The organism is Rhizobium sp. 2MFCol3.1 (assembly GCF_000377565.1).
In the GTDB taxonomy this organism is placed as follows: domain Bacteria; phylum Pseudomonadota; class Alphaproteobacteria; order Rhizobiales; family Rhizobiaceae; genus Rhizobium.
The window spans coordinates 1-24,107 of the sequence record NZ_KB898374.1 but is presented as its reverse complement, the minus strand read 5'-3'; the positions used below and the strand labels follow the sequence as shown (position 1 = coordinate 24,107).

At 62.3% G+C, this 24,107-nt stretch carries 28 protein-coding genes; 13 read left to right on the top strand and 15 right to left on the bottom strand.

Annotation, left to right across the window (positions count from 1 at the left end; all coding sequences use genetic code 11):
• Window positions 1–63: 63 nt before the first annotated feature.
• Both D460_RS0128130 and D460_RS0128125 read right to left on the bottom strand, forming a co-directional pair.
• Window positions 64–972: a CHAD domain-containing protein gene (locus D460_RS0128130; RefSeq protein ID WP_026283626.1), complete on the bottom strand. Its 909-nt coding sequence runs from the start codon at window positions 970–972 to the stop codon at window positions 64–66.
• On the bottom strand, window positions 950–1,438 hold the full coding sequence (locus D460_RS0128125) for a CYTH domain-containing protein (RefSeq protein ID WP_018901952.1): 489 nt from the start codon (window positions 1,436–1,438) through the stop codon (window positions 950–952). Before D460_RS0128125 ends, D460_RS0128130 begins: the two co-directional genes overlap by 23 nt.
• A gap of 154 nt (window positions 1,439–1,592) precedes the next feature.
• On the opposite strand from D460_RS0128125, the gene D460_RS0128120 reads away from it, so the two are divergent.
• The 3 genes from D460_RS0128120 (at window position 1,593) to D460_RS0128110 (ending at window position 3,524) form a co-directional block, all read left to right on the top strand.
• The gene (locus tag D460_RS0128120; RefSeq protein WP_018901951.1) at window positions 1,593–2,231 is read left to right on the top strand and encodes a 2-dehydro-3-deoxy-phosphogluconate aldolase; all 639 of its coding nucleotides are present in this window, start codon (window positions 1,593–1,595) and stop codon (window positions 2,229–2,231) included.
• 255 nt (window positions 2,232–2,486) lie between these two features.
• Window positions 2,487–3,200, top strand: a complete 714-nt coding sequence (locus D460_RS0128115) for a tellurite resistance TerB family protein (RefSeq protein WP_018901950.1) — start codon at window positions 2,487–2,489, stop codon at window positions 3,198–3,200.
• 108 nt (window positions 3,201–3,308) lie between these two features.
• Window positions 3,309–3,524, top strand: a complete 216-nt coding sequence (locus tag D460_RS0128110) for a hypothetical protein (protein ID WP_018901949.1) — start codon at window positions 3,309–3,311, stop codon at window positions 3,522–3,524.
• Between the two features lie 194 nt (window positions 3,525–3,718).
• Here D460_RS0128110 and D460_RS0128105 read toward each other — a convergent pair whose 3' ends face one another.
• From D460_RS0128105 to D460_RS36960, 5 genes are all read right to left on the bottom strand, one after another.
• Window positions 3,719–4,810: a nickel/cobalt transporter gene (locus D460_RS0128105; RefSeq protein WP_018901948.1), complete on the bottom strand. Its 1,092-nt coding sequence runs from the start codon at window positions 4,808–4,810 to the stop codon at window positions 3,719–3,721.
• A complete protein-coding gene (locus D460_RS0128100) occupies window positions 4,804–5,445 on the bottom strand; it encodes a DUF1007 family protein (protein ID WP_018901947.1) in 642 nt (213 codons plus the stop codon). The genes D460_RS0128105 and D460_RS0128100 overlap by 7 nt, the downstream gene beginning before the upstream one ends.
• 143 nt (window positions 5,446–5,588) lie before the next feature.
• The gene (locus D460_RS0128095) at window positions 5,589–6,482 is read right to left on the bottom strand and encodes a LysR family transcriptional regulator (RefSeq protein WP_018901946.1); all 894 of its coding nucleotides are present in this window, start codon (window positions 6,480–6,482) and stop codon (window positions 5,589–5,591) included.
• Between the two features lie 27 nt (window positions 6,483–6,509).
• Window positions 6,510–6,836: a type II toxin-antitoxin system PemK/MazF family toxin gene (locus D460_RS0128090; protein WP_018901945.1), complete on the bottom strand. Its 327-nt coding sequence runs from the start codon at window positions 6,834–6,836 to the stop codon at window positions 6,510–6,512.
• Complete coding sequence (locus D460_RS36960) at window positions 6,833–7,147, bottom strand: antitoxin MazE-like protein (RefSeq protein WP_245267826.1); 315 nt, start codon at window positions 7,145–7,147, stop codon at window positions 6,833–6,835. Before D460_RS36960 ends, D460_RS0128090 begins: the two co-directional genes overlap by 4 nt.
• A 450-nt stretch (window positions 7,148–7,597) precedes the next feature.
• Here D460_RS36960 and odc2 point away from each other — a divergent pair, with 450 nt between their 5' ends.
• The gene (odc2, locus tag D460_RS0128080) at window positions 7,598–8,731 is read left to right on the top strand and encodes an ornithine/lysine decarboxylase (RefSeq protein WP_018901943.1); all 1,134 of its coding nucleotides are present in this window, start codon (window positions 7,598–7,600) and stop codon (window positions 8,729–8,731) included.
• An 88-nt stretch (window positions 8,732–8,819) separates the two neighbouring features.
• Complete coding sequence (locus D460_RS0128075; RefSeq protein ID WP_018901942.1) at window positions 8,820–9,410, top strand: N-acetyltransferase; 591 nt, start codon at window positions 8,820–8,822, stop codon at window positions 9,408–9,410.
• Between the two features lie 161 nt (window positions 9,411–9,571).
• On the opposite strand, the gene D460_RS37135 is transcribed toward D460_RS0128075, so the two are convergent.
• Entirely contained in the window at window positions 9,572–9,706 is a 135-nt protein-coding gene (locus tag D460_RS37135; protein ID WP_018901941.1) for a hypothetical protein, read from the bottom strand.
• A 606-nt stretch (window positions 9,707–10,312) separates the two neighbouring features.
• Here D460_RS37135 and D460_RS37215 point away from each other — a divergent pair.
• The 3 genes from D460_RS37215 (at window position 10,313) to D460_RS0128055 (ending at window position 12,905) form a co-directional block, all read left to right on the top strand.
• On the top strand, window positions 10,313–10,543 hold the full coding sequence (locus tag D460_RS37215) for a DUF6719 family protein (RefSeq protein ID WP_018901940.1): 231 nt from the start codon (window positions 10,313–10,315) through the stop codon (window positions 10,541–10,543).
• A gap of 94 nt (window positions 10,544–10,637) precedes the next feature.
• Window positions 10,638–11,645 (top strand): serine hydrolase, encoded by a 1,008-nt coding sequence (locus tag D460_RS0128060; protein WP_018901939.1) that lies wholly within the window; start codon window positions 10,638–10,640, stop codon window positions 11,643–11,645.
• Window positions 11,646–11,747: 102 nt separating this feature from the next.
• Entirely contained in the window at window positions 11,748–12,905 is a 1,158-nt protein-coding gene (locus D460_RS0128055) for a GGDEF domain-containing protein (protein WP_018901938.1), read from the top strand.
• Window positions 12,906–12,907: 2 nt separating this feature from the next.
• Here D460_RS0128055 and cysE read toward each other — a convergent pair whose 3' ends face one another.
• The 6 genes from cysE to D460_RS0128025 all read right to left on the bottom strand — a co-directional run bounded on the left by cysE (window position 12,908) and on the right by D460_RS0128025 (window position 17,516).
• On the bottom strand, window positions 12,908–13,717 hold the full coding sequence (cysE, locus tag D460_RS0128050; protein ID WP_018901937.1) for a serine O-acetyltransferase: 810 nt from the start codon (window positions 13,715–13,717) through the stop codon (window positions 12,908–12,910).
• A 41-nt stretch (window positions 13,718–13,758) separates the two neighbouring features.
• Entirely contained in the window at window positions 13,759–14,748 is a 990-nt protein-coding gene (locus D460_RS0128045) for a WD40 repeat domain-containing protein (RefSeq protein WP_018901936.1), read from the bottom strand.
• Entirely contained in the window at window positions 14,748–15,878 is a 1,131-nt protein-coding gene (locus D460_RS0128040) for a GTP-binding protein (protein ID WP_018901935.1), read from the bottom strand. The genes D460_RS0128045 and D460_RS0128040 overlap by 1 nt, the downstream gene beginning before the upstream one ends.
• Window positions 15,879–15,996: 118 nt before the next feature.
• Window positions 15,997–16,389, bottom strand: a complete 393-nt coding sequence (locus D460_RS0128035; protein WP_348625662.1) for a type II toxin-antitoxin system VapC family toxin — start codon at window positions 16,387–16,389, stop codon at window positions 15,997–15,999.
• Window positions 16,390–16,391: 2 nt separating this feature from the next.
• Window positions 16,392–16,652, bottom strand: a complete 261-nt coding sequence (locus D460_RS0128030; protein WP_018901933.1) for a type II toxin-antitoxin system prevent-host-death family antitoxin — start codon at window positions 16,650–16,652, stop codon at window positions 16,392–16,394.
• 72 nt (window positions 16,653–16,724) lie between these two features.
• A complete protein-coding gene (locus D460_RS0128025) occupies window positions 16,725–17,516 on the bottom strand; it encodes a creatininase family protein (RefSeq protein ID WP_018901932.1) in 792 nt (263 codons plus the stop codon).
• Window positions 17,517–17,701: 185 nt separating this feature from the next.
• On the opposite strand from D460_RS0128025, the gene D460_RS0128020 reads away from it, so the two are divergent.
• From D460_RS0128020 to D460_RS0128005, 4 genes are all read left to right on the top strand, one after another.
• The gene (locus D460_RS0128020) at window positions 17,702–18,214 is read left to right on the top strand and encodes a MarR family winged helix-turn-helix transcriptional regulator (RefSeq protein WP_026283624.1); all 513 of its coding nucleotides are present in this window, start codon (window positions 17,702–17,704) and stop codon (window positions 18,212–18,214) included.
• 136 nt (window positions 18,215–18,350) lie between these two features.
• Window positions 18,351–19,373, top strand: coding sequence for a LacI family DNA-binding transcriptional regulator (locus tag D460_RS0128015; protein WP_018901930.1), 1,023 nt, complete (start codon window positions 18,351–18,353; stop codon window positions 19,371–19,373).
• A 57-nt stretch (window positions 19,374–19,430) separates the two neighbouring features.
• Window positions 19,431–20,378, top strand: a complete 948-nt coding sequence (locus D460_RS0128010; RefSeq protein ID WP_018901929.1) for a 2-hydroxyacid dehydrogenase — start codon at window positions 19,431–19,433, stop codon at window positions 20,376–20,378.
• A 340-nt stretch (window positions 20,379–20,718) separates the two neighbouring features.
• The gene (locus tag D460_RS0128005) at window positions 20,719–21,711 is read left to right on the top strand and encodes an adenylate/guanylate cyclase domain-containing protein (RefSeq protein WP_245267825.1); all 993 of its coding nucleotides are present in this window, start codon (window positions 20,719–20,721) and stop codon (window positions 21,709–21,711) included.
• A 72-nt stretch (window positions 21,712–21,783) separates the two neighbouring features.
• Here D460_RS0128005 and D460_RS0128000 read toward each other — a convergent pair whose 3' ends face one another.
• The gene (locus D460_RS0128000) at window positions 21,784–22,563 is read right to left on the bottom strand and encodes a gamma-glutamyl-gamma-aminobutyrate hydrolase family protein (protein ID WP_018901927.1); all 780 of its coding nucleotides are present in this window, start codon (window positions 22,561–22,563) and stop codon (window positions 21,784–21,786) included.
• 290 nt (window positions 22,564–22,853) lie between these two features.
• Here D460_RS0128000 and D460_RS0127995 point away from each other — a divergent pair, with 290 nt between their 5' ends.
• A complete protein-coding gene (locus D460_RS0127995) occupies window positions 22,854–23,960 on the top strand; it encodes a TRAP transporter substrate-binding protein (protein WP_018901926.1) in 1,107 nt (368 codons plus the stop codon).
• Window positions 23,961–24,107: the final 147 nt, after the last annotated feature.

Below are 24,107 nucleotides of genomic sequence, written 5' to 3'. Positions count from 1 at the left end.
CGACCATCCGACTCCGTTTGAGCCAACAGAATGCTTCAATCTAACCAGGAAAGGCTCTGATATTCAGCCGCCAAAGGCGATCCAGAGCATCTCGATGCGCATCGCCTCGTCATCCGCATCCGGGCCGAAGATGGTCTCGGCGCGATCCAGCGCGTCATGGCGACCCTGCTGCTGATGGAAGATGATGGCGTAGAGCAGGTGCGCGAGGTCGTCGGCATTCTCGAAGTGGTGATGCTCGGTCTCGACCAGCTCGCACAGCAGCTCAAGATCGTTGATGCGCCCGAGCAGGTCGACCAGCGTGCTCGCCGCGTCGTATTTCGCGTTCATGGCGGTCGGCCAGAGTGGATTGAGCAGCTTGTGATAGGCGCGGTAATCCTGCGTGCGCTTGCGCAGCGTGTGAAAGGCTTCGGCCGAGACATGCCCTTCGCAGGCGGCGAGCGCCTTGCGCGCCTTGCGCACCGTGGTGTCCCATCCATGCGCCAGAAGCCGCCCGTGCCTGCGGTGGCCACCCTTGAGGTTGACGTCCTGAACGGCCGCGATCGCCCGCTTCAGCGCCGAGATGGTGTCGGAGACGACCTTTTCGGGATCGCGCCTTGCGGCGATCAGCCGGTCGCGCCGGGCGGTGAGTGCCACGACGATGCGGCCGAGCGCCTCGGCCTCGTCGCTGTCGCGGGCGCGTTCGTGCAGATAGGTGGCGGTTTCGACGAGGGCGGCCGCATCGCGCAAAGAGGACAGCGAGCGGGCGATGCCGCGCAGGCGGATGTTCTCGCGGGCGGAAAATTTCGGCACGGCGCTCGCGACCAGGCGGTAGAGCGAGCGCACCCGCTTCAGCCGCTTGCGCGCCTCATGGATCGCGTGGTCGGTGCCTTGAGGCCGCGTTTCGAGCACATCGATCGCATGGCGCAGCTGGCGTCGCGCGAGCTTGTGAAACTGTGATTTGAAGGACCGGTCAGGCCGTATGCTGAAGGGCATGCCGGTCGTGCTCAAATTCGGTTGCCAATGCCTGATTTGAGTATCTGAAATCGCCGGTGACCTCGCGGCCGAGCCAGGCGGGAAGCGCCGGCCGTTCGGCTTCCGACCCCATCTCGACCTCGGCGATGACGAGGCCGCGGTGCTGGCCGGCGAAAACGTCGACCTCCCATACGTAGCCCTCATAGGGCACGCGGTAGCGGGTCTTTTCGATGACGATGCCGATCGCCGCATCGAGCAGCTCTTCGGCGTCGGTAACCGGGATTTCGTATTCGAATTCGTCGCGCGTCATCTTGCTGCGGCCGATCTTGGTGGTCAGCCGCGCGCTCTTCCTGTCGATGATGCGCACACGTACCGAGCGATCGTCCATCGACGCGATATAGCCCTGTCTGAGGACAGATTTCGCCTCCGCGCCGGAGCGCCAGCCATCGCTGCGTACCAGGAACTTCCGCTCGATCTCTTTTGCCATGACCGATGAACCTCTTTGACGACGGCGGGTACGCTAGCGCAAATTGGCTGAGGTTGATACCCATTCCGCTCCAAAGATGGTTGCGGTCTCGACAAACTTTAGCGGTAGGTCTATTCCGTTGCCGGAATTAAATCGTTTCAAAGGAACCACGGCCATGGGCGAAAAGACAGAGAAACTCCTTTCCATCCTGAAACTGCAGCCCGTCGTGCCTGTTCTGATCGTCGACGACGTCAAGTCGGGCGTTTCGCTGGCGCGTGCGCTGGTCGCGGGCGGTCTGAAGGCGATCGAAATCACCATGCGCACGCCTGCAGCGCTCGACACGGTTCGCGCCGTGGCCGACGAAGTCGAGGGTGCCGAGGTCGGTGCCGGCACCATTCTCAACGCCAAGCATTGGGAAGCCGCGGTTGCCGCCGGCTCCAAGTTCATCGTCAGCCCGGGCACCACGCAGGAGCTGCTCGACGCGGCCCGTGATTCCTCCGTGCCGCTTCTGCCGGGCGCCGCGACCGCCAGCGAAGTCATGGCGCTGCGCGAAGAAGGCTATCAGGTGCTAAAGTTCTTCCCGGCCGAGCAGGCGGGTGGCGCGGCCATGCTGAAGGCGTTCTCCTCGCCACTCGCTGGCACGCTGTTTTGCCCGACCGGCGGCATCTCGCTGAAGAACGCGATGGATTACCTGTCGCTGCCGAACGTCATCTGCGTCGGCGGCTCCTGGGTTGCGCCGAAGGAACTGATCGCATCAGGCGACTGGGCCGGCATCACCAAGCTCGCCGCCGAGGCGGCTGCGCTGAAGGGCTGATACGGCTTGTCCGGGGGCTTTCGCTTGTGGCGAAGACCCCTCCCCAACCCCTCCCCACAAGGGGGAGGGGCTTGATCGTGACACCGCCACGAGTCTCCTTCCCCCCTGTGGGGAAGGTGGCCGGCAGGCCGGAAGGGGTCTTTGCCCAACACATCTGCTACAGGCCAAGCGTTCTCCCCCTAACGCACCCGTTATTTGCAATCCCCCATCGCCGCTCCTATCTCCCCAACATCATCAAAAGGGAGACAATCAGGTATGTTCGACGCGAAGAAGCTTCTTGAGCAGTTTCTGGGATCGCAGATTCCAGGTGTCGGCGGCAGCGTTCGCGACCGGGCGGGCGGGGCGATCGAGATGGCCAAGAACAATCCGTGGAAGGCAGGGGCGCTTGCGACCGCCGTGCTCGGCACCAAGACCGGCCGCAACATCGCCGGCAATGTCGCGACGATCGGTGGGCTCGCAGCCGTCGCGGGGCTCGGTTATCTCGCCTACAAGAACTACCAGTCGGGCAAGTCGCCGGAGGCCACACCACAGCCTGCCGCCACGACCGGCCAGCCGATCGCGCTACCGCCGCCGGATTCGGCCTTCAGCCTGGAAGGGCCGCAGCTCTCCAATGATTTCGCCCTGACGCTGATCCGCGCGATGATCGCCGCTGCCAAGGCCGACGGTCATATCGACGATGCCGAGCGCGCCAACATCATGGAGAAGGTGCGCGAAGTCGATCTCGGTTCGGAAGCCGAGGCCTTCCTGCGCAACGAACTCGCCAATCCCGTCGATATCGACGATCTCGTGGCCGCCGCGCGCACGGAGGAGCAGAAGGTCGAGCTCTATACCGCGACACGGCTGACCATCAATCCCGATACCCGCGCCGAACGCGGCTATCTCGACCTGCTCGCCGGCCGCCTCGGCCTGCCGGACGCGCTGCTCGACCATATTGACGCGACCGTGTCGTCGGCCAAGGTCACGGCCTGAGCCGAATAAGGCTTGCCGTTTGACGATCGGCAAGCCTGCCATCAGGGCCAGTTGCCTTTCGCCGGCGGCTGGCCTAAGCCCTTCTCCTCACCCGCAGGAGATTTTCGCATGGCCGACCCCAAATCCGACCGCCGCTCGCCGGCGATTGCCGCCGCGATCATCCTCGTCTGCGCCGGGCTGGTCATCTATTTCCTGCCATCGGTGGTGCTGTGGATCGGCAATTATTCGCCGACGCTGGCGATTGTCGTCGGGGTTTGTCTGGTGATGGCGTTTTTTGCGGTGTTCTGGCTGCGGGCGCGGTATCAGCGTCGGCGGGGTGGGTGAGGGTTTAGGTTTAGGTTCTGCCGCGCGGCCCCCTCATCCGACCCTTCGGGCCACCTTCTCCCCGTTGGGGCGAAGGGAAGATGGAGCGAGCGGCCTGCTACGAGTCTCTTCTCCCCCGCGGGGAGAAGGTGCCGGCAGGCGGATGAGGGGGCCTCACGGCACACCCTCACCAATCAACCTACCACCAATCAACCCTACCCACCAAACCCCACACCCTGCAGCGATGCACCGAGCAACAGCGCACCCATCACGATGACAAGCAGCGCGCCCAAGAGCTCGATGCCATTGCCCACCCAGGTCGAAACGCGCGAGCCGTGGCCGGCAAGCCGCATGGCGGTGCCTTTGGCGGTGACGGCAAGGGTGGCGAGGATGGCGACTGTGATGGCGGTGCCGAGAGACATGGCGAAGACCGAGAGCACGCCGCCAAGATAGAGGCCGTTCAGCAAAGAGAAGGTCAGTACCAGTAGGGCGCCGGAGCAGGGGCGCAGGCCGACGGCGACGATCGCCGACCAGGCCTCGCGGATGCTGAACTTTTCCGCGCCGAGCATCGCGGGATCTGGCATGTGCGACTGGCCGCAGGTCTCGCAGGCCATGCCTGAAATGAACTTGTGGCCGGCCTTGGCGGCCTGGGTTTCGCCGAAGGCGTAGGAGCTGTTTTCGCCGCGCTGGTCTGCGTCCTGCCAGTCGAGCATCATGCTGACGGGGCCAGATGCCAGTGCTTCCTGCCTTGGCTGGAAGGCCGGGATGATGGTGCGCAGCTTGCGCAACAACAGCCACAGGCCGAAGAGAATGACCATGACGAAGCTTGCAATCTCCATCGCCTGCGTGGCCATGGTGAGCGTGATGCCCGAGCCGCGCAACACCAGCCAGGCGCCGCCGACAAGCAGGATCGCCACCACTCCCTGGACGAAGGCAGAGACGAAGGAGATGGCGACGCCGCGCTTCAGCTCGATCTCGTTGGCGATCATGTAGGAGGAGATGACGGCCTTGCCGTGGCCGGGGCCGGCGGCGTGGAAGACGCCATAGGCAAACGAAAGGCCGACCAGCGTGCCGAGCTGCCATGGATCCTCGCGCATCGCCTTCAGCGCATTGGTCAGTGCGCGGTAGAAGGCCTGCTGCTCGTGATTGATGTAGAGAAACAGCGGCGCCAGAGGGCCGCCGGAGGGCTGGAAGCTCGGCTCCGCCGTGCCGATGCCGAGCGGCGATTGCGCATGCGCGGCGGCAAAGCCGGTCACGAGCAGCAGGCCGGCGGCGTAGAGCAGCAGCGTGGGCTTGCGCCTCAGCATGTGACGTCCAGCTTGGTGGCGAAGAGCTTCGACATGTTGGTGCCGGTCGGATCGTTGAAGAAGGCGTCGGTCAGCGATTGCTTGTTCTGCGAGATAACCTGGTCGGCGTCGGGCCTGACCACCTGGTGCTTGCAGGCCTTGAAGGCGTCGCCGACGAGGATCATCTCCTTGTCGGTCGGAAAATCGATCGAGGTGTAGAGCGTCGGATCGTAGACGCCGAAGGTGAGGTTGCCCTTGAGCGGCATCTTCTCGACCGGCTTGACGGCGAAGAACATCAGGAGCTGGCCGTCGCGGTAATCGACATGGATGATGTCGGGCTTCTGAACGGTGATGTTCTTCCCGTTCATCGTCAGGTTCATGTAGTAATCATAGTCGGCCAGTGAATCGCGGACCGTCTTGCCGACTTCGGCGAGCTCGTTCGGCTCCAGCTTCAAATCGGTGTTCTTGTCGAAATCCATGACAACCGAGGAGGTGAAGACCTCGTCGAAGCGCCAGACGTTGCGGAACTCAGCGATATTGCCGTCATCTCCCGCGACCACCTCGAGGCGGGCCTCCACGAAGATATGCGGATGCGCGAAGGCTGCGGCGGGCACGAGCGTCAGAAAGCCGGCCGTCAGGAAAGTCGATATCTTCATGCGTCCGCTAACTTCATCTCTAGAGTTCGGGCCAAGTTCGGTTGCCGGAAAGGCGATAAATCCGGGTGGGGCGGCCCAAATCAGTTGCTGCGATCTTGCCGGAAAATGGGACCGAATTGGGACCGGATTTCCTTGGGTTCGGCTTAGGGGTGCTTCTTGAACCAATTGTGAAGATAGTCGACGAAAATGCGCACCTTGGCCGGCAGGTAGCGGCGGTGCGGATAGACCGCGTAGATACCGCGATCAGTGGCGATATAGTCGTTGAACAGCGTCACCAGCTCGCCGCTCTCGATCGGCTTGCGGGCGATGAAATCGGGAATGAAGGCGATGCCTATGCCTGACAGTGCTGCGCGCAGCGTCGCATGCGGGCTGTTGACCTCGATCGGGCCGGAGACGGCAACGGCAAACGAGGTGCCGTCGGGGTTCTGGAAGCGGATGCTGCCCTGGCTGCGCGAGTTGGTGTCGATGATGAAGGGCACGTTGGAGAGATCGGCCGGGTTCTGCAATTGCGGATGACGCTCCAGAAACTCAGGCGTGGCGCAGAGATGAATGCGGAAATCCGAGATCTTGCGGGCGATCATGCCGGAATCCTCAAGCTTCGTCACGCGGATCGCGACGTCGAAGCCTTCCTCGATCAGGTCGACGAAACGGTCGTCGGCGGAGATTTCCAGCTGCAGGTCCGGGTTCTCGCGGGCGAAATCGATCAGCGACTGGCCGACATCGGCGTCGACATAGGTGCGCGGCACCGAGATCTTCAGCTTGCCCTTCAGCTGCGCGTTGTTCTCGCGCACGAGATCGGCAAGGTTGTCGATCTCCTTCAGGATGTCGGAGGCCGTGCGATAATAGGTATGGCCGGCCTCGGTCATCGAGAACTGGCGGGTGGTGCGGTTCAAGAGCAGCGCGCCGAGCTCATCCTCGAGTTCGCGGACATATTTCGACAGCAGCGCCTTGGACCGGCCGGTCTTGCGGGCAGCAGCGGAAAAACCCTCGGCTTCGACGACGTCGATGAAGGCGCGGATGCGGGTGAGGGTGTCCATGAGATAAAAGAATCCAATTGTAAGGGGTCAATCCACTAGTCCGAGGAGGAATGAAAGCGCGGCGTCCAGTTCCCGCATTTCGCTCTCGGCAAGCTGTCCGATAATCTTGCCGACCTTCTCGCGAGGTACTCCGATGATTTTGTCTGTCATGATTTGGGAGCGAATGCGCAAGCCCGTTCCTTGGCTTGCTTCGAGAACTGGCCGGAATTTCAAATCTATTATTGTTGAAGTGATCGGACAGACGACGGCTGAGGGGTAGTCTTGTGATAGGGCATCGGTCTGCACAACGACCGCCGGTCTTGGTTTCCCATAGTCGCCTTGAATGGCAACGACAACAACGTCGCCACGCCTCATTCTGGCCAGGTCCAGCCGCTCAGATCGGCAGCCTTTTCCGTCCAGTCGAGGATTTCTCGTTCCTCGTCCTTGTTGAGAGCCGCCACCTGTTCGGCGATTTGCTTGCGAACTTCCGGCGAGCGCGCGTCGAGGGCCACGATGCGTACCTCGCGCAAGTGGTTCGCCTTCCTGCGTTCCCTCAATGCCTTCATTCGTTCTGCGGCGGCCGTCACGCCATCCTCCTTGATGATCACGAAAGTGTAACGCGTTACGCTTCTGCCCGCAAGATTCGCTGATTTTCCCGATGGGCCAAGTTTTTTGGCGAGGGTCAAAAAAACTCTTGATTATGACCGCGAATATTCTTATCTCGACCTCAGCCCAAAGTCGCACGTGCCCATGGGTGTCCGCCGAACCCTCGAATTGGTGAGGAAATCGGTAAGGTACCTGGAATTAACCCCTCCAGTCGCTATTCCGGCCAACCGGAAAATGCGAGGACGCCTGAAGCAACGACGGTGCGGGCCTTTTTGTTCTCTCCCTGCTTTCCATCAGCGGGGGTTACTGAAGAGGCACACCTTCATTGCCGGAAGTGCGGTAGGGAACCCCCTCCAATCCATGGCAGACAAAGCCGGATCCATGTCGCTTTCGCGGCGTTGATTCATCATTTGCGCATTCGAGCGCTTGCTAAGGTTCCGGGGTCTCCACCGGCTGGTTCCTATGCGAGTGATCGGCTGCCCTTTGTCCTCCGGTTTTTCCGGAGCTCTGGAATTGAAAAGGGAATCGATATGACCACTCAGCGCATCCGCGACTTTCTCGCAACCCGACGTCCCGACGGTCCCTGCCTTGTGGTCGACCTCGACGTCGTGCGCGACAATTTCTCCGCTTTCCGTCACGCCATGCCTGACAGCGCCATCTACTACGCCGTCAAGGCAAACCCGGCTCCAGAAGTCCTGAAGCTGCTCGCCGACATGGGCTCCAACTTCGATTGCGCGTCCGTCGCTGAAATCGAAATGGCGCTCAACGCCGGTGCGACCGCTGCCCGTATCTCCTACGGCAACACGATCAAGAAGGAACGCGACGTTGCCCGTGCGCATGCGCTCGGCGTCAGCCTCTTTGCAGTCGACAGCCACGAGGAAGTCGAGAAGATCGCGCGTGCCGCTCCCGGCGCCCGCGTGTTCTGCCGTGTTCTGACCGATGGCGAAGGCGCCGAATGGCCGCTGTCGCGCAAGTTCGGCTGCGTGCCGCAGATGGCCGTCGACGTTCTCGTCTACGCGCATCAGCTCGGCCTCGAATCCTACGGCGTGTCGTTCCACGTCGGTTCGCAGATGACCAAGGTCGATGCCTGGGATTCGGCTCTTGCCGATGCCAAGCGCGTCTTCGTTCAGCTGGCCAAGCAGGGTATCCACCTGCAGATGGTCAACATGGGCGGCGGCTTCCCGACCAAGTACCTGCGCGACGTTCCGTCGGCTGAAGCTTACGGTCGTGCGATCTACCAGAGCCTTCGTGACCACTTCGGCAACAACCTGCCGAAGACGATCATCGAGCCGGGCCGCGGCATGGTCGGCAACGCCGGCGTGATCAAGACGGAAGTCGTGCTGATCTCGAAGAAGTCGGACAACGACGCCGCTCGCTGGGTGTTCCTCGACATCGGCAAGTTCGGCGGTCTGGCCGAAACCATGGACGAAGCCATTCGTTACCCGATCCGCACCGAGCGTGACGGCGACGAAATGGAGCCCTGCGTCATCGCCGGCCCGACCTGCGATTCCGCCGACGTGCTTTACGAGAAGAACCTCTACCCGCTGCCGCTCACTCTTTCGATCGGCGACGAGATCCTGATCGAAGGCACCGGCGCCTACACGACCACCTACTCGGCGGTCGCGTTCAACGGCTTTGAGCCGCTGAAGGCCTACATCATCTGATACCGCCGGCCCCGTAGCCAGCCGGGGCGGCACCTTCACAATTCATATTCACCGCCGCTGATAACGGTTTTGGGTACGGGAGGCCAAGATGGCCGCTGTTCTTGATTCTGTCCGCGCATTCTTTGCGCATTCCATTTTCACCATCGACGCCGAAAATGCCGGCGATGTCGTTGCGCGCGAGAATTTGCTCGATCGCGCCATGGGTCCGAACCGCCGCGGCAAGTCGTCGGAAAAGATCCGCCGTGGCCGCGTTCCGGCCGAAGGCCTGGCGCTGGTTGCGCGTGATCGCGACGGTCACGTCATCGGCACCGTGCGCCTGTGGAATGTCGAAGCCGGCGTCAATGCCGATGGCACGGCCATCGACGCGCTGCTGCTCGGACCGCTGGCGGTCGATTCCAGCTTCGAGGGCAAGGGTGTCGGCTCGGCTCTGATGCGTGCCGCCATGCTGGAAGCCAAGACCCGTGGTCACGGCGCCATCCTGCTTGTGGGCGATGCCCCCTATTACGAGCGTTTCGGCTTCTTCGCCGCAAAGGCTCAGCATCTCGTCATGCCTGGCCCGTTCGAACGCTCGCGCTTTCTGGCGCTCGAGCTTGTCGAGGGCTGGCTTGACGGCGCGGCCGGCATGATCGTCCCAACGGGGCGGATGCTGGCCAGCGCGCCGATCCGCAGGGCGGCCTGAATCAGGTTTTGTCCGAGGCCTTGTCCCGCAGAGCCTCTCCCCGAAAGGGAGGGGCTTTTTTGTTTCATTTCCAGTTTCAGGAAATCAGTTTGAAGGGGCGCCGGAAGAGCCGGCGGACTATCATCCCCTCTGTATTCGCTACGCCGGTCGTTTGAGGGCGCTTATTTCACGACGCTGGCGTCAACCAGCTGTGTCCCGGCAGTCTGTACGATATTGTCCGGTATGGCGGCGATGAAAAACATCGTGAAAGCATAGACCGCGAATATGGTCGCTGCGGCTGTGGCCTTAAGAATCATTCATGCACTCCTAGTTCTCTGGTATCTAATGTGAGCGCAAAAGTCGGCTTTCCCAAGAGTTTTCTGAACGCCAGATGAACAAAAAACTGTGACGGTAAATTTTAACGATATTTTAGCAACACCGCAGCTTCGCCTTTATGGGGAAGAAATTCACTTTTCGTTCTAATAAAATGCAGAAAAAACAATCATATGGATGAAAATATGGGCGAGAATCATCCCCATGGCGTAGGGTCGGAGCATCATGAACGCGTCATCGAGCAGGGAGCCGGGTTCATGAACCGGTTCGGTCTCCGTTCATAATTCGGCGCTCGATGACGGTCGCGAAAGGTCGAATCGGATGCCGTCAGGGCAGATGATTCGTTCGGGGACGCCAGATCGAGAGACGCTCCTGTCGATCTGATGAAGCCGGAAAGCCTGGAACGATCGGGCAGGCGGACCAGCCTGACATCCACTACCCCAAACCTCGACCGCCTGCCTTCTCCCTATTTCACCGCCGTGGGCAGTCCGCGCGCGGATATTCGTGCTGCTCGCCGATCGGATGACTTGCCGACGGCGCGATTCCGTAGGAATGTATTTTAGTGATCACTAAAACGTGAGGGCGAGCATATGATACGGTCTCTACTTTTTTCCCTTTCCGCCGCCTGCCTGCTGTCGTTGGCGGGCGCGTCGACTTGCTTTGCAGCAATCAAGACGGTGACGGCGAAGCCGACGGTCGATGCGATGGCGCCGGGCGAATCCGTGCTCTTCGACGACAAGAAATGTCCGGCGGGGATGATCGCGAAATTCACGAAAGCGCAAAAGCGACCCCAGATGAACCGAAAATGCGTGCATCAATGATCTCGCAGAAAGCGCGATCATAAGGTTTCACATCCATGTGAGTTTGAAGGGACGGCCGATGATTTGATCGGCCGCCCGTCATAGATAATGGCGCATGATCAAGCGCCTCGCACTTCTCTTCGTCCTGTCGCTCACGCCAGCCGCCGCCTTCGCGCAGCAGCCGAACGCGGTTGCCACGCTGCTTGATGGCGGCGCGTCACGAGAGGAGTTGCGGCCACTGAAGGCTGTCGTCGTCGCCAGGGATGGCGAGATCATCGCCGAGCATGGCTATCGCGGCCATTCGACCAAGGAATCCGTCAACATCAAGTCGGCCTCCAAGTCGATCATCTCAAGCCTCGTCGGCATAGCCATTGAGAAGGGCTTGCTCGAGGGGCCGGATCAGAAGATCGCGCCGATCCTCAAAGCCGACCTGCCAGACAATCCGGATCCAAGGCTCGGCGAGATCACCATCGGTAACCTGCTCTCCATGCAGGCCGGGCTTGGCCGTCTCTCCGGTCCCGACTACGGTCGTTTCGTGTCGTCGCGCAACTGGGTGCGGTTCGCGCTTGCGCAGCCGTTTGCCGATGAGCCGGGCGGGCAGATGCTCTATTCGACAGCCTCGACCCATCTGCTCTCGGCGATCCTGACCAAGGTCGGCGGGAAATCGACGCTCGCCTTGGCGCGGGAGTGGCTGGCGCCGGTCGATGGCTTTCGCATCGGCGCATGGGAGCGGGATCCGCAGGGGATCTATCTCGGCGGCAATCAGATGGCGATGACCGCGCGCTCGCTGCTTGCCTTCGGCGAGCTCTATCGCAATGGCGGCAAGGCTCGAGATGGCACGCAGGTCGTGCCCGCCGATTGGGTCGTTCAGTCCTGGCAGCACCGCACCAATTCGCGCTTCTCGGGCGATGACTACGGTTACGGCTGGTTCTCGCGAGAGATCGGCGGCGAGCAAGTTCATTTCGGCTGGGGCTATGGCGGCCAGATGCTTTATATCGTGCCGTCGCTGAAGCTCACCGTCGTGATGACTTCAGACGAAAACGGCCCCTCGGCGAGAACCGGTTACCGCGATGCGCTGCACGGGCTTCTCTCCGAGATCATCGCCGCCGCACGCCCTGTCTGAGCGGGGTTTTCGGCGCGTTGATTAAAATGCGACCGAGCGTTCCAATCAAAACGCAATAGCGATCTCGTAACGTGTCCGCGCCGGTGGATTGGAGGCGCGTACATGATTTTGGATCTGCGGACGATCTACGTCGTCTCCGCCATGACGCTGCTGGTTCTCGGAAGCGCGCATATGGTGAGCTATTGGACCGGGCGGTTCGGTCGCTGGCCGGCCTGGTGGGGCGCCAGCTATCTGGTGCTCGGCGTGGGTACGCTGCTCGTCTGCCTGCGCAATTACATCCCCTATGTGCTGTCGATCCAGCTGGGCAATGTGCTGACCATCGCCGGTTACCTGCTGTCGTTCTTCGCCATCCGCGTGCTCGCCGGCCGGCCGGTGTCGATGCTTGCCTGCGCGCTGGCGCTTGTCTGCATCAGCCTCCCGGTCGCGGCTCTGCCCTCCGGCGACATGTCTGTGTCGACGCGGCTGTTCTATGTCTCGGCCATCTGCTGCCTGTGCGATCTGGCGGTGCTACGCGAAGGTATCGGCATCTACAGGCGCGAGAAGCTTTTCTCGGCGGGGCTGCTCGCATGGCTCTATCTGCCGACGGCGGCGATCTTCCTGGTGCGTAGCGTCATGGCGGCAACGGGCGAGATCGCGGGCCCGGATCCCTACGGCGCCACCGTCGCCCATAGCTGGATGGCATCGACGGCGGTGATCTTTCTGGCGCTGCGCAGCATGCTGATCGTGCTGATGGCGGCCGAGCGCAACAGGAGCGAACTGATCGCGCTGGCGCATCATGATCCGCTGACGGGAGCGCTCAACCGCGGCGGACTGGCGCAACGGCTGCCGGTGCGCGATGCTCATGCTTTGGCGCTGCTGGTGGTCGATATTGATCACTTCAAGCAATTGAACGACCAGCACGGCCATCCCGTCGGAGACGATGTGCTTCGGCTGTTTTCAAGTGCGGCGCGCAGCGTGCTGCGGCCCGATGATCTCCTGTCTCGCCACGGCGGCGACGAGTTTCTCGTGGTGCTGAAGAATACCGCCGAGGACGGGGCGATCGCGGTCGCCGAGCGGATGCGGCTGGCGTTTTCGGAGCAGGTTTCGACGATGGCGGTGTTTGCGTCGCTTCCAACGTTGAGCATCGGCGTCGCCGCCTGCAGCGGTCCGGATATCGACTTCAAGAGGCTTTTGGAGCGGGCCGATACCGCGCTCTACGCTTCCAAGCGGCGGGGCCGCGACCGGGTCGAGGCATCGCCGGCGCAGGAGCAGGCGGCTTAGGCTCAGATGTTCTGGTCCATGCTCTCGGCGGGGATTTCGCTGGCGGGATGGATGCGCACCACAGCGGCCGGGACGCCCGCCACCGTGCAATGGGCCGGAACCGGCTTTACCACCACGCTGCCGGCCGCGACCTTGCTAAAGGCGCCGATCTCGATATTGCCGAGGATCTTGGCGCCGGCGCCGATCATCACGCCGCGGCGGATCTTCGGGTGGCGGTCTCCGGTTTCCTTGCCAGTACCGCCGAGCGTGACGCCCTGAAGGATGGAGACCTCGTCCTCGATGACAGCCGTTTCGCCGATGACGATACCGGAGCCGTGGTCGAGCATGATGCCCGAGCCGATCCTCGCGGCCGGGTGAATATCCGGGCCGAAGACCAGCGAGGCGAGATTGGACAGCCAGCTGGCGACCTCGACGCGGTCGTCGTTCCACAATTTATGAGCGGCGCGGTGGATCTGCAGGGCGTGGAAGCCCTTCAGATTGAGCAGCGCATGCAGATAGGTCGTGCAGGCCGGATCGCGCTTGCGCACCGCCATCAGGTCGGCCTGGATATCGGTGAGGATATCAGGGGTCAGCGTCTCCTGGAGAAGCGTCGTCAGAGCCGCCGTATCGACATCGGCGCGCGAGAGGCGCGCGGCGAGCACGCGGGCAACGATTGTCGCGCTATCCGCAGCCTCGATCACCTGCGATGTCAAAAGAGGCCGCAAGACTGGTTCGCGTTCGCAGAGCGCCAGGGCCTCGGCGCGGATCAACACCCATGCAGAGGCATCGTTGGCGGCTGCGGTTTCGGCGATGGCGTTTCCGGTCTGCGGCATCTGATCAGGCTCTCTGTTCGCGAACGTCTTTATTATGCGCCTCAGGCGGCGATATCGACCACGCCGCAATCGCCGGCTTCCGAGGCGAAGGCCAGCAGCTTGCCGTTCTTGCTCCAGCTCATAGCGGTGATCGCACCCTTGCCGGGGCGGCGGATCAGCGCTTCCTTGCTGTCGGCGAGGCGAACGGCGAGGATCATGCCGTCGATGAAGCCGATGGCGAGAATGTCTTCGGCCGGGTGGAACTTGACCGATGTCGCCATGATGTTGGCGCGCGTGCCGAGTTCGAGCGGCGCCTTGCCCATCGGGCCATCCTTGCCCGAGAACGGCCAGACGATGGCGGCGGGGGCGCCTGATGAGGCGAGCCACTTGCCCTTGGCCGACCACGAGAGCGACTTGACCTTGGCGGGGTAGCCGGTCATGCGCATGTGGCGGGCTTCAGAGCCGGGCTTGATGTCGAGCTTCCAGCCGTGCAGCGCGTTTTCCTGCATTGTCGTGACGAGGAAGTTGCCATCCGGCGAGAAGGTCACGCCTGTATGGGCGCCCTTCCATTCGAGATCGACGGGCTTGGCATCGCCCGCCACCCAATGCAGCGACACGCCATTATAGCGGGCGGCGGCGACGCGCATGCCCTTGGGTGCGAAGGCGAGGCCTTCGACGGTGCGTTCCTCGGTGAATTCGCGGGTGGTGCCATCGGCAAGGCGAACGATCGCGCTCTTGCCGTGGGAATAGGCTATGGCGCCCTGCGGGCCGGCGGCGAGCTGCGAGATCCACTTGCGCGGCGCATGCGCCAGCTCGGTGACGCTGCCATCGGCCGCAATCCGCAGCACCTTGCCGTCTTCGCCGCCAGAGATCAGGCTTTCGCTATAGGGATCGCGGATGCAGGTGAGCATGCCCTGATGGGCTTCGGTGACCTTTTCAGAACCATCCAGCCGGTGAAACGTGCCGGTGGCGCTGGCGAAGAAGGGGGTATCACCTAAAAATTCGACGGCCAAGATATGGCCGTCGATATCAAACGGGGCAACAGTCGGCATCAGGCAGAGGCCTCGCACGCCTTGAAGGAGGCTTCGAGCTTTTCGCGGTCAAGCTCGCGGCCGATGAAGACGAGACGCGTCTCGCGCTTCTCGCCGTCCTTCCAGGCGCGCTGGTGGTCACCTTCGATGATCATGTGCACGCCCTGAACGACATAGCGCTCGGCATCGTCCTTGAAGGCAATAATGCCCTTGAGACGCAGGATGTTTGGGCCCTGCGTCTGGGTGATCTTCTGGATCCAGGGGAAGAAACGGTCCGGATTCATCTCGCCGCCGCGCAGCGAAACCGACTGCACCGTCACGTCATGGATCGGGGAGACGGCGCCATGGTGATGGTGGTCGTGCCCGTGGTCGTGATGGTGATGGTCATGATCGTGGTGGTGATGATCGTGATCATGGTCGTGCGCATGGTGATGGTGGCCATGGTCGTGGCCGCAATCGGGACCGCAGACATGGTCGGGGTGATCGTGGTCGAGGAAGTGCGGGTCGTTTTCCAGCGCGCGTTCCAGATTGAAGGCGCCCTGGTCGAGCACGCGGGCGAGATCGACGCCGGAGCGGCTGGTCTTGTAGACGCGGGCCGACGGGTTGATCGCGCGCACGACGTCTTCGATCTGCGCCAGCTCTTCCGGCGTGACGAGGTCGGTCTTGTTGATCAGCACGACGTCGGCGAAGGCGATCTGGTCTTCGGCCTCGCGGCTGTCCTTCAGGCGCAGCGGCAGGTGCTTGGCGTCGACGAGGGCGACCACGGCATCGAGCTCGGTCTTGGCGCGAACGTCGTCATCCATGAAGAAGGTCTGGGCAACAGGCACCGGATCGGCAAGGCCCGTCGTCTCGACGATGATGCCGTCGAAACGGCCGGGGCGGCGCATCAGGCCTTCGACGACGCGGATCAGGTCGCCGCGCACCGTGCAGCAGACACAGCCATTGTTCATCTCGTAGATCTCTTCGTCGGATTCGACGATCAGATCATTGTCGATGCCGATCTCGCCGAACTCGTTGACGATGACGGCATACTTCTTGCCATGCGCTTCCGTCAGGATGCGGTTCAACAGCGTCGTCTTGCCGGCGCCGAGGTAGCCGGTGAGAACTGTGACGGGGATGGGCTTGGGTTGCGTCTGGAGAGCGTCGGTCATGAGAACCTCGATAGGTGGGGGCTTGCTCGGGTTTTTCTCCCGGGCCTTTCAAATTCGTCGTCTCATATAAGGGGTGCGGCGCGGCAGTTCAAAGGGATTCGTATGTTATAAGATCACATTAGGATGTGCCGCGCGGAATTGCCGATTTCACGTCGGTCTTCGAGAAGTCGTTGCCGATGTAGAGCAGCGGGCAATCGAACTCCCTGGCGGTGGCATAAGAGAAGCAATCGCCGAAGTTAAGATGGGCCGGGTGAAAGCCCTTTCCCCACGAGCGATAGGCGTCCGCTGCAAGTTCGGCGCGGATTGATGTCAGCTCCACGATCTCAGTGACTGATGTCTCGATGATATAGCGCATATCGGCTGAGATGCCTCGGCCTTCAGCCACGATCAGCGCCTCCGTCACGGTTGCCGCTGACATCAGTATTTCCCGCTCTCGCTCCAAGATAGCCTGGCATTGTTCTGCTGCGGGCTCGCTCGCGATGAAGGCCATGAGTGCTGATGTGTCGACCACAATCACTTTGGCAGACCGTACTCGTCATACAGAAAGTCCTGGCTGTGAGCGGCGTCGGGACCCGGTGGAAGATCCATCTTTCTGACGCGCTCCCTGACCTCATTGAAGATTCGTGACTTCTCTTCTGCGCTCAGGGGCTTTTTCAACGGTGTTATACGCGCGCTAGGCCGGCCATCCTGCGTCAACACGATCTCTTCGCCCTGATTGGCAAGGCGGACCAGTTCGGTCAGCTGTCCTTCAGCCTCTTTCACTGAAATGCGCATGCGGGCCTCCTGTGTCAGCCACTGCGATTGCAATCAATATGATGAAAAGCACCGGCCGATACAAGCGGCCCGCTATCTCAGCGTGCTCACGTCGAACGCGTCAACATCCTCCAGCAATTCCACCAGCCCCTTCACCGCGTGGGCGATCAGCGCCTCGCCTTTTTCGGCGGTCGCCTTGGCGGCATTGCCGGCGACGCCTTGGGTGCTCAGGTCGGACATCTTCCAGCCGAAGGCGTGAGGGCCGTAGGCGCGAAGGTGCTTGTAGCGGGCGGCGAGGTCGGATTGGCGGGAGGGGAAGTTTTCGGCTTTCGACATGTCCACCTTGTCCGGGTGCAGCGCCAGCATCACCGAGGTCTCGATGTCGCCGCCGTGGATGTCGATCGCCTTTTCTTCCGGCGAGATCACCCCATCGGGCAGGCCGAAGCGGGTCCAGCTGGTGGCGACGGCCAGCATGTTGAAGCGCACGCGGGCTTCAGTCGCGACAACAGTCATCAGCGGCGAGTTGCCGCCGTGGGCGTTGAGCATGACGAATTTGCGGATGCCCTGTCGTGCCAGTTTCTCGGCGATGCCGAGCCAGCGCTCGATCGCCTCGCCATAGGTCAGCGTTTGCGTTCCTGTCACATCCATATGCTCGATTGAGTAGCCGACTGATTCCGTCGGCAGGAAGGTTACCGGAAGCGTCTTGGGAAGCGCGGTTTTGAGCCTGCTAACGATGCCGTTGGCGATCAGCGTGTCGGTATCGAAGGGAAGGTGGGGGCCGTGTTGTTCATGGGCGCCGAGCGGCAGGACAACGATGTGCCGGTCGCGCTCCGCACCAGAAAATTGCGGATCGTGGTCGTCGAACTCGGTCGCTGGCGCGTTCATCCGGCTAAGGCCTCTTGTTTATGACGAGATCATGCGCAATGTCATAACGCAACGATCTCAATGCTTAATGCATAAGCCTTTAAATCAAAATGGATTTGGAGGAAGGCTTAGGCGCCAAATGAAACTGTTGCCGTCCCTCACAACCTCAATTGGGTGCAGGGCGCGGCAAGATCAAAGGGACGGCAATGGGTAAGAAGCACAAGGACGGCAAGAAGCAGAAGTCGAAGAAGAAGGACCAGACCGAGTATACGGTGGTCGATCTTTCGCCGGCTTTGACGCAGGCCGCCCGCTCCATGCGCACCGTGCTCTCCCGCAACCTCCTGGAGAGCGGGCTCTATGCCGGGCAGGATGGCGTCATCACGTCGCTCGCCGAAAGCGACGGCATGACGGCAGGGGCGCTGGCGCACAAGCTTGGCGTCAAGGCGCCGACCATGACGCGCACGATCGGTCGCATGGAGGCGCAGGGCTTTCTCGAGCGCAAGGCAGATGCCGACGACGCGCGCCTTACCAAGGTCTATCTCACCGATCTCGGCCGCGGCAGCGTTGCGGCCATCGAGCAGGCCGCGACAGCCTGCGACCGGCTGGCGACGCTCGATTTTTCCGAGAAGGAAATCCGCAATCTGGTGCGGCTTCTGAAGGCGATCGACGGCAATCTGCAGGCCGATGCCATCGTGCTCGACGAGCCGGATGAAATCTGACGGTTTTGTGAAATTAGAAATTGCCTGCTCCGGTTTAATCTTTTAATTAAACATTTTAAGGACGCTCGGCTCACAGCTGGCCGGGTGCATATGTTCATCGCGCGTCACAGTCCTTCCGCGCGATCCGGGAGGCACAGTGGCGCAGAAGATCAAGCTTTCGACGATCGCCGAAACGCTCGGCATTTCCACCGCAACCGTATCCCTGGCGCTTCGCGACAGCCCGCTGGTCGCCGGCGCCACCCGCGACAAGATCAAGGAACAGGCGCGCGCGCTCGGCTATATCTACAATCGCCGCGCGGCCAGCCTGCGCACCTCGCGCTCGGGCATCATCGGCGTTGTCGTGCACGACATCATGAACCCGTTCTACGGGGAAATCCTGAAGGCGATCGAAAGCGAGCTCGACCGCAGCCGGCACACCTTCATTCTCTCCAACCACTACGATTCCGTCGAAAAGCAGCGCACCTTCATCGAGACGCTGCTGCAGCTCGGCGGCGATGGCGTCATCATGTCGCCGGCGATCGGCACGCCGCCGGAGGACATGCAGCTTGCCGAGGATAACGGCATGCCGGCCATTCTCGTTGCCCGCTCCATGGACGGATCGGAGCTGCCGACCTATCGCGGCGACGACAGCTACGGCATCTCGCTTGCCACCAATCATCTGATCGGCCTCGGCCACCGCTCGATCGCCATGATCGGCGGCACCGACCAGACGTCCACCGGCCGCGACCGCTACCAGGGTTATGTGAACGCGCTGCGCAAGGCGGAGATCGAGGTCGATCCGGGCCTGCGCATTCCAGGCCCCCGCTCGATGCAGGGCGGCTTCGAGGCGGCGGTGCACTTCCTGTCTCTGCCGCAGAAGCCGACGGCCGCCGTCTGCTGGAACGATCTCGTCGCCATCGGCCTGATGAACGGCATCGCCCGCGCCGGCCTGGTGCCCGGCACCGATATTTCCGTTACCGGCTATGACGATCTTGAGGAGGCGTCGATCTCGATGCCGGCGCTGACAACCGTGTGGAACGGCCAGGCCGAAGTCGGCCGGCTCGCCGCCCGCGCGCTGCTCGATCGCCTCGCCGGCAGCCACGAACCCGACGGCATCCATCTCATCAAGCCCGAGATGCGCATCCGCCAATCGACCAGCCCCTTCCGGCCCCGGTCATAATCCCCGCCCTCTATCCCAAGTCATCAAGGGCGCGCGACAAATCGAAGAGGAAAAGCCATGTCCCGTACCGCTGTTCTCGTTCCGGGGAAAATGCACGAGCGCGTTCTGGCGCGCCTGAAGCAAGGTTTTGACGTCATCGAGGCTGACGCCAAGTCGCTCGACGCCGAGACCGCAGGCCGTATTCGCGGTGTCGCCGTATCCGGCACCTTCTCCGCCGCCGATATCGATGCGCTGCCCAATCTGGAGCTGATCTCCAGCTTCGGCGTCGGCTATGACAGCGTCGATGCCAAGCATGCCGCGACCAAGGGCGTGGTGGTCACCAACACCCCTGACGTCCTCAACGACGAAGTGGCCGACACGGCGATCGGGCTGCTGCTCAACACCATCCGCGAATTTCCGCGCGCCGAGAACTGGCTGCGCGCCGGCAACTGGAAGCCGGGGCAGAGCTATCCGCTGTCGCGCTTCTCGCTCAAGGGCCGCCATGTCGGCTTCTACGGCCTTGGCCGCATCGGCCAGGAGATCGCCAAGCGGCTGGAACCGTTCAAGGTCAAGATCAGCTACCACACCCGCTCGCGCAACGAGGCGCTGCCTTATGACCACTATCCGACGCTGGAAGGTCTCGCCGAAGCCGTCGATACAATGATCGCGATCGTCCCGAAGACGCCGCAGACGCACAAGACCGTCAATGCCGATATCCTGAAGGCGCTCGGGCCGGATGGCGTGTTCATCAATGTCGGGCGCGGCTGGACCGTCGATGAAGATGCGCTGATCGAGGCGCTGTCCTCGGGTGCCTTGGGTGCTGCCGGTCTCGACGTGTTTTATGACGAACCGACGGTGCCGGAGGCGCTGATGGCACTCCCCAACGCCGTGCTGTTGCCGCACATCGCCTCGGGCTCGGTTCCGACCCGCAATGCGATGGCCGATCTGGTGGTCGACAATCTGGTTGGGTGGTTCGATGCGCGCAAGCCGCTGACGCCGGTGGCCGAGACGCCCGTCAAGGGGTGATGGGTTTTGGGCGGTGCTTCCTGCGAGCCCGCTCACCCTCTCTGCCCTCATTCTCGCCCTTGTGGCGGGAATCCATCCGACGCGCGTCCGCGCGGCGAGAGACTCTTTTTCTGACACGGCATGGGTTGGCTATTCACGGCGCAGACGCGCCGTGGCTGGATCCCCACCACAAGGGTGAGGATGAGGGAGTTTGGGGTTGCCGTTTGCGCACAACGCTCGCCTCGGTCGTTCACCAAGCGCATCAAGAATGGGCTCCGAGCGCGTTTGCCTCCGGCTTGCCATGGTGTGTAAGATGCAGCGCTAGGATGCAACGCACGAGCTCATGCGAGAGGGAGCCGAGGTGGCGGATAGTTCGAGTGAGACGCAGCGCAAGCTGACGACGATCTTTTCAGCGGATGTGCAGGACTATACGCGGCTGATGGGCGTCGACGAGGAGGGGACGCTCGAGACGCTGAAGCGGTATCGCGACCGGATGTCCAGGTTGATTGAGTCGCATGGCGGACGGGTGGTGAATACCTGGGGCGACGGGCTGATCGCCGAGTTTCCAAGCGTGGTCGAGGCGGTGCGCGCCGCCGTCGACGTGCAGAACGAACTCGCGGGGCTGAATGCCGCTCGGCCCGCCGATGGCCGCATGCTGTTTCGCATCGGCATCAATCTTGGCGACGTGATCGTCGAGGGCAGCGATATTTATGGCGATGGCGTCAACATCGCCGCACGGCTACAGGCGCAGGCGCCGGCCGGCGGCGTGGTGATCTCGAACACGGTTTACGATCAGGTGCGCAACAAGGTGGCGGTCGGGTTCGATTTCCTCGGGCCGCTGAACGTGAAGAACGTGGCCGAGGCGGTGCCGAGCTATGCCGTCAGAATCGGCGAAGGTGCTGGCGACGCGGCGCCGCCGACGGCGGGGCCTACGCGTGCCGCCGGGATGCCGTCGGGCGCTGCGGCTCAATCGACGGGGCCGGGGCCGTTATCAGGTAGGCGACGGGGGCTCTTGGCCGGCGTGTTGTCAGGCCAGAACGCGGGGCAATCGCCGGATCAGCGGCGGAACCTTGAGGTGCTCGGCGTGATCGCCGCAGCGCTCGTCGTCATCAACACGCTGACATGGCACGGGGTCTTCTGGGCGGCGTGGCCGCTCTTGGCGCTGGCCTATGTCGCGGCGATGCGCTGGGCGCATCTGCAGCAGCGCTACGATGCGCGGCTTGTGGCGCTTGCCGTCTCGGCGCTCGGGCTGATCGGCATCAACCTTCTCTCCTGGCACGGCAACTTCTGGGCAATCTGGCCTCTTCTTGCCATCGCCGTGGTGGCTGGTCTGCGCTGGGCGCGGCGGGGCTAAAGCATGTCGCGCAAAAGTGTGTAGCGGTTTTGCGGCGACGACATGCGATAAAGCAAAGACGTAAGTCTTCGCCTACGCCACCACCTTCGTAGCCTTGGCCGGCAGCTTGGTCGCGGCATAGTCGCGGACGGCGTCGCCGAAGGCGGTGAAGAGCTGGTTGGAGGGCTTGTCGGTCTCGGCCCAGTATTCGGGATGCCACTGCACGCCGACGGCAAAGGCCTTGGCGTCGATGACGGAGACGGCCTCGACCGTGCCGTCCTCGGCGACCGCTTCGACCGTAAGGCGCGGCGCTGTCTCGGCGATCGCCTGGCGGTGCAGCGAGTTCACCTTGATCTCGCCGGCGCCGACGATGCCCGCGATGCAGGAACCCTCCCTGACGATCACGTTCTGGCGGATGGCGTACATGCCGTCGCGATCGACATTATCGGGTTTGCGGTGGTCCCAGATGCCGGGCTGGTCCTGGATCTCGCTGGCGAGCGTGCCGCCGAGCGCGACGTTCAGTTCCTGGATGCCGCGGCAGATGGCGAGCAGCGGGATGGCGCGGTCGATGGCGCGGCGGATGAGCGGCAGCGAGGTGGCGTCGCGGGCGGGGTCGAAGGGGCCGTCGGCTTCGGTCGCTTCCTTGCCGTAACGCGCGGGGTGGACGTTGCTGGCCGAGCCCGACACGAGGACGCCGTCGACACGGTCGAGAATGGCGTCGATGTCGTAGCCTTCCTCGAAGGCCGGGATGATGAAGGCCATGACGCCGGAGGCATTCAGCGCGGCGCGGACATATTGGTGCTGCACGGCATGCCAGGTGGCGCCGTCAAAGCTGCGGATATCGGCGGGAACGGCGACGATGGGCTTGGTCATTGTCTATCCTGAGGGCGATCATCTCTTGCCAATGAGAGAAACCAGAACGGCTTTCCTGTCAACGTGTGCCTGATGTGCCCGGCCAAATTGCGGCAAGGCCATGTGGCGGCGGCGCGACGAGACGACTAAGCCGCTGATTCCGATCGAAATGCCGTACTCGCCATATTGGTGTCGTGATCCCAAAGACTAATAGGCCGGCGCTTGAATCACCTGCGTCCGCATGCTTAGCTTCCCTCGTTCCGCGGGTGGGGAGAGTTTGGCCCCGCAGAACCAACAATGGGAGGTTTTTGATGGATCGTCGTTCATTCTTCAAGAAGGCAGGAACAGCGGGCGTCGGCGCCGTTGCTGCCTCGGCTCTGGCGGCCCCCGCCATCGCCCAGGAAAATCCGAAGATCGCCTGGCGCATGACATCGTCGTTTCCGAAGAGCCTGGACACGATCTATGGCGCGGCCGACGATATCGCCAAGCATCTGGCCGCATCGACCGACGGCAACTTCACCATCCAGCCCTTTGCCGCCGGCGAGATCATTCCCGGCCTGCAGGCGGCCGATGCCGTCAGCGCCGGAACGGTGGAAGCGGCGCACACCTGCTCCTATTACTTCGTCGGCAAGGACCCGACCTACGCGATCGGCACCGCCATTCCCTTTGGCCTCAACGGGCGCCTCACCAATGCCTGGTTCTACGAGGGCAACGGCAACACGCTGATGAACGAATTCTATGCCACACAGGGCATTTACGGCCTGCCGGCGGGCAATACCGGCGCCCAGATGGGCGGATGGTTCCGCAAGGAAATCAACACGCTGGATGATCTGAAGGGCGTAAAGATGCGCATCGCGGGCCTCGCCGGCCAGGTGATCAGCAAGCTCGGCGTCATCCCGCAGCAGATCGCCGGCGGCGATATCTATCCGGCGCTGGAAAAGGGCACGATCGACGCTTCCGAGTTCGTCGGCCCATACGACGACCTGAAGCTCGGCCTGCACAAGGTCGCCAAGTATTACTACTATCCCGGCTGGTGGGAGGGTGGCCCCACGGTGCATGCATTCTTCAACCTGGAAAAATGGAACAGCCTGCCGAAGCACTATCAGGCGGCACTCACCGATGCCTGCGCCTTTGCCAATACCAACATGATGGCGAAGTACGACATGAAGAACCCGCCGGCGCTGAAGCAGCTGGTCTCCGAGGGCGCGACGCTGCGTCCCTTCAGCCAGGAGATCATGGAAGCCTGCTTCCAGGCGTCGCTCGGGATCTATGCGGAGATTTCGGCGTCCAATCCTTATTTCAAGAAGATCTACGAGGACCAGACGGCGTTCAAGCGCGATGCGTATCTGTGGATGCAGCTGTCGGAATATACGTTCGACACGTTCATGATGATCCAGCAGCGGGCTGGGAAGATCTGAGGGTTTTGCTGTGAATTTGAGGGGGCTGGCGGTGTACCGTGTGGCCCCCTCATCCGCCTGCCGGCACCTTCTTGGATGATCAAAATATGAGATAGTTGTTTCTGCCGGGCGGGTGGCCACCCGCCCGGCAGCTGGTTGTCGGATCGT

Bases quoted from the DNA above. Each gene is read 5' to 3' on its own strand.
- D460_RS0128130 (WP_026283626.1), bottom strand. From the start codon at position 972: ATGCCCTTCAGCATACGGCCTGACCGGTCCTTCAAATCACAGTTTCAC.
- D460_RS0128125 (WP_018901952.1), bottom strand. From the start codon at position 1,438: ATGGCAAAAGAGATCGAGCGGAAGTTCCTGGTACGCAGCGATGGCTGG.
- D460_RS0128120 (WP_018901951.1), top strand. From the start codon at position 1,593: ATGGGCGAAAAGACAGAGAAACTCCTTTCCATCCTGAAACTGCAGCCC.
- D460_RS0128115 (WP_018901950.1), top strand. From the start codon at position 2,487: ATGTTCGACGCGAAGAAGCTTCTTGAGCAGTTTCTGGGATCGCAGATT.
- D460_RS0128110 (WP_018901949.1), top strand. From the start codon at position 3,309: ATGGCCGACCCCAAATCCGACCGCCGCTCGCCGGCGATTGCCGCCGCG.
- D460_RS0128105 (WP_018901948.1), bottom strand. From the start codon at position 4,810: ATGCTGAGGCGCAAGCCCACGCTGCTGCTCTACGCCGCCGGCCTGCTG.
- D460_RS0128100 (WP_018901947.1), bottom strand. From the start codon at position 5,445: ATGAAGATATCGACTTTCCTGACGGCCGGCTTTCTGACGCTCGTGCCC.
- D460_RS0128095 (WP_018901946.1), bottom strand. From the start codon at position 6,482: ATGGACACCCTCACCCGCATCCGCGCCTTCATCGACGTCGTCGAAGCC.
- D460_RS0128090 (WP_018901945.1), bottom strand. From the start codon at position 6,836: ATGAGGCGTGGCGACGTTGTTGTCGTTGCCATTCAAGGCGACTATGGG.
- odc2 (WP_018901943.1), top strand. From the start codon at position 7,598: ATGACCACTCAGCGCATCCGCGACTTTCTCGCAACCCGACGTCCCGAC.
- D460_RS0128075 (WP_018901942.1), top strand. From the start codon at position 8,820: ATGGCCGCTGTTCTTGATTCTGTCCGCGCATTCTTTGCGCATTCCATT.
- D460_RS37135 (WP_018901941.1), bottom strand. From the start codon at position 9,706: ATGATTCTTAAGGCCACAGCCGCAGCGACCATATTCGCGGTCTATGCT.
- D460_RS37215 (WP_018901940.1), top strand. From the start codon at position 10,313: ATGATACGGTCTCTACTTTTTTCCCTTTCCGCCGCCTGCCTGCTGTCG.
- D460_RS0128060 (WP_018901939.1), top strand. From the start codon at position 10,638: ATGATCAAGCGCCTCGCACTTCTCTTCGTCCTGTCGCTCACGCCAGCC.
- D460_RS0128055 (WP_018901938.1), top strand. From the start codon at position 11,748: ATGATTTTGGATCTGCGGACGATCTACGTCGTCTCCGCCATGACGCTG.
- cysE (WP_018901937.1), bottom strand. From the start codon at position 13,717: ATGCCGCAGACCGGAAACGCCATCGCCGAAACCGCAGCCGCCAACGAT.
- D460_RS0128045 (WP_018901936.1), bottom strand. From the start codon at position 14,748: ATGCCGACTGTTGCCCCGTTTGATATCGACGGCCATATCTTGGCCGTC.
- D460_RS0128040 (WP_018901935.1), bottom strand. From the start codon at position 15,878: ATGACCGACGCTCTCCAGACGCAACCCAAGCCCATCCCCGTCACAGTT.
- D460_RS0128030 (WP_018901933.1), bottom strand. From the start codon at position 16,652: ATGCGCATTTCAGTGAAAGAGGCTGAAGGACAGCTGACCGAACTGGTC.
- D460_RS0128025 (WP_018901932.1), bottom strand. From the start codon at position 17,516: ATGAACGCGCCAGCGACCGAGTTCGACGACCACGATCCGCAATTTTCT.
- D460_RS0128020 (WP_026283624.1), top strand. From the start codon at position 17,702: ATGGGTAAGAAGCACAAGGACGGCAAGAAGCAGAAGTCGAAGAAGAAG.
- D460_RS0128010 (WP_018901929.1), top strand. From the start codon at position 19,431: ATGTCCCGTACCGCTGTTCTCGTTCCGGGGAAAATGCACGAGCGCGTT.
- D460_RS0128000 (WP_018901927.1), bottom strand. From the start codon at position 22,563: ATGACCAAGCCCATCGTCGCCGTTCCCGCCGATATCCGCAGCTTTGAC.
- D460_RS0127995 (WP_018901926.1), top strand. From the start codon at position 22,854: ATGGATCGTCGTTCATTCTTCAAGAAGGCAGGAACAGCGGGCGTCGGC.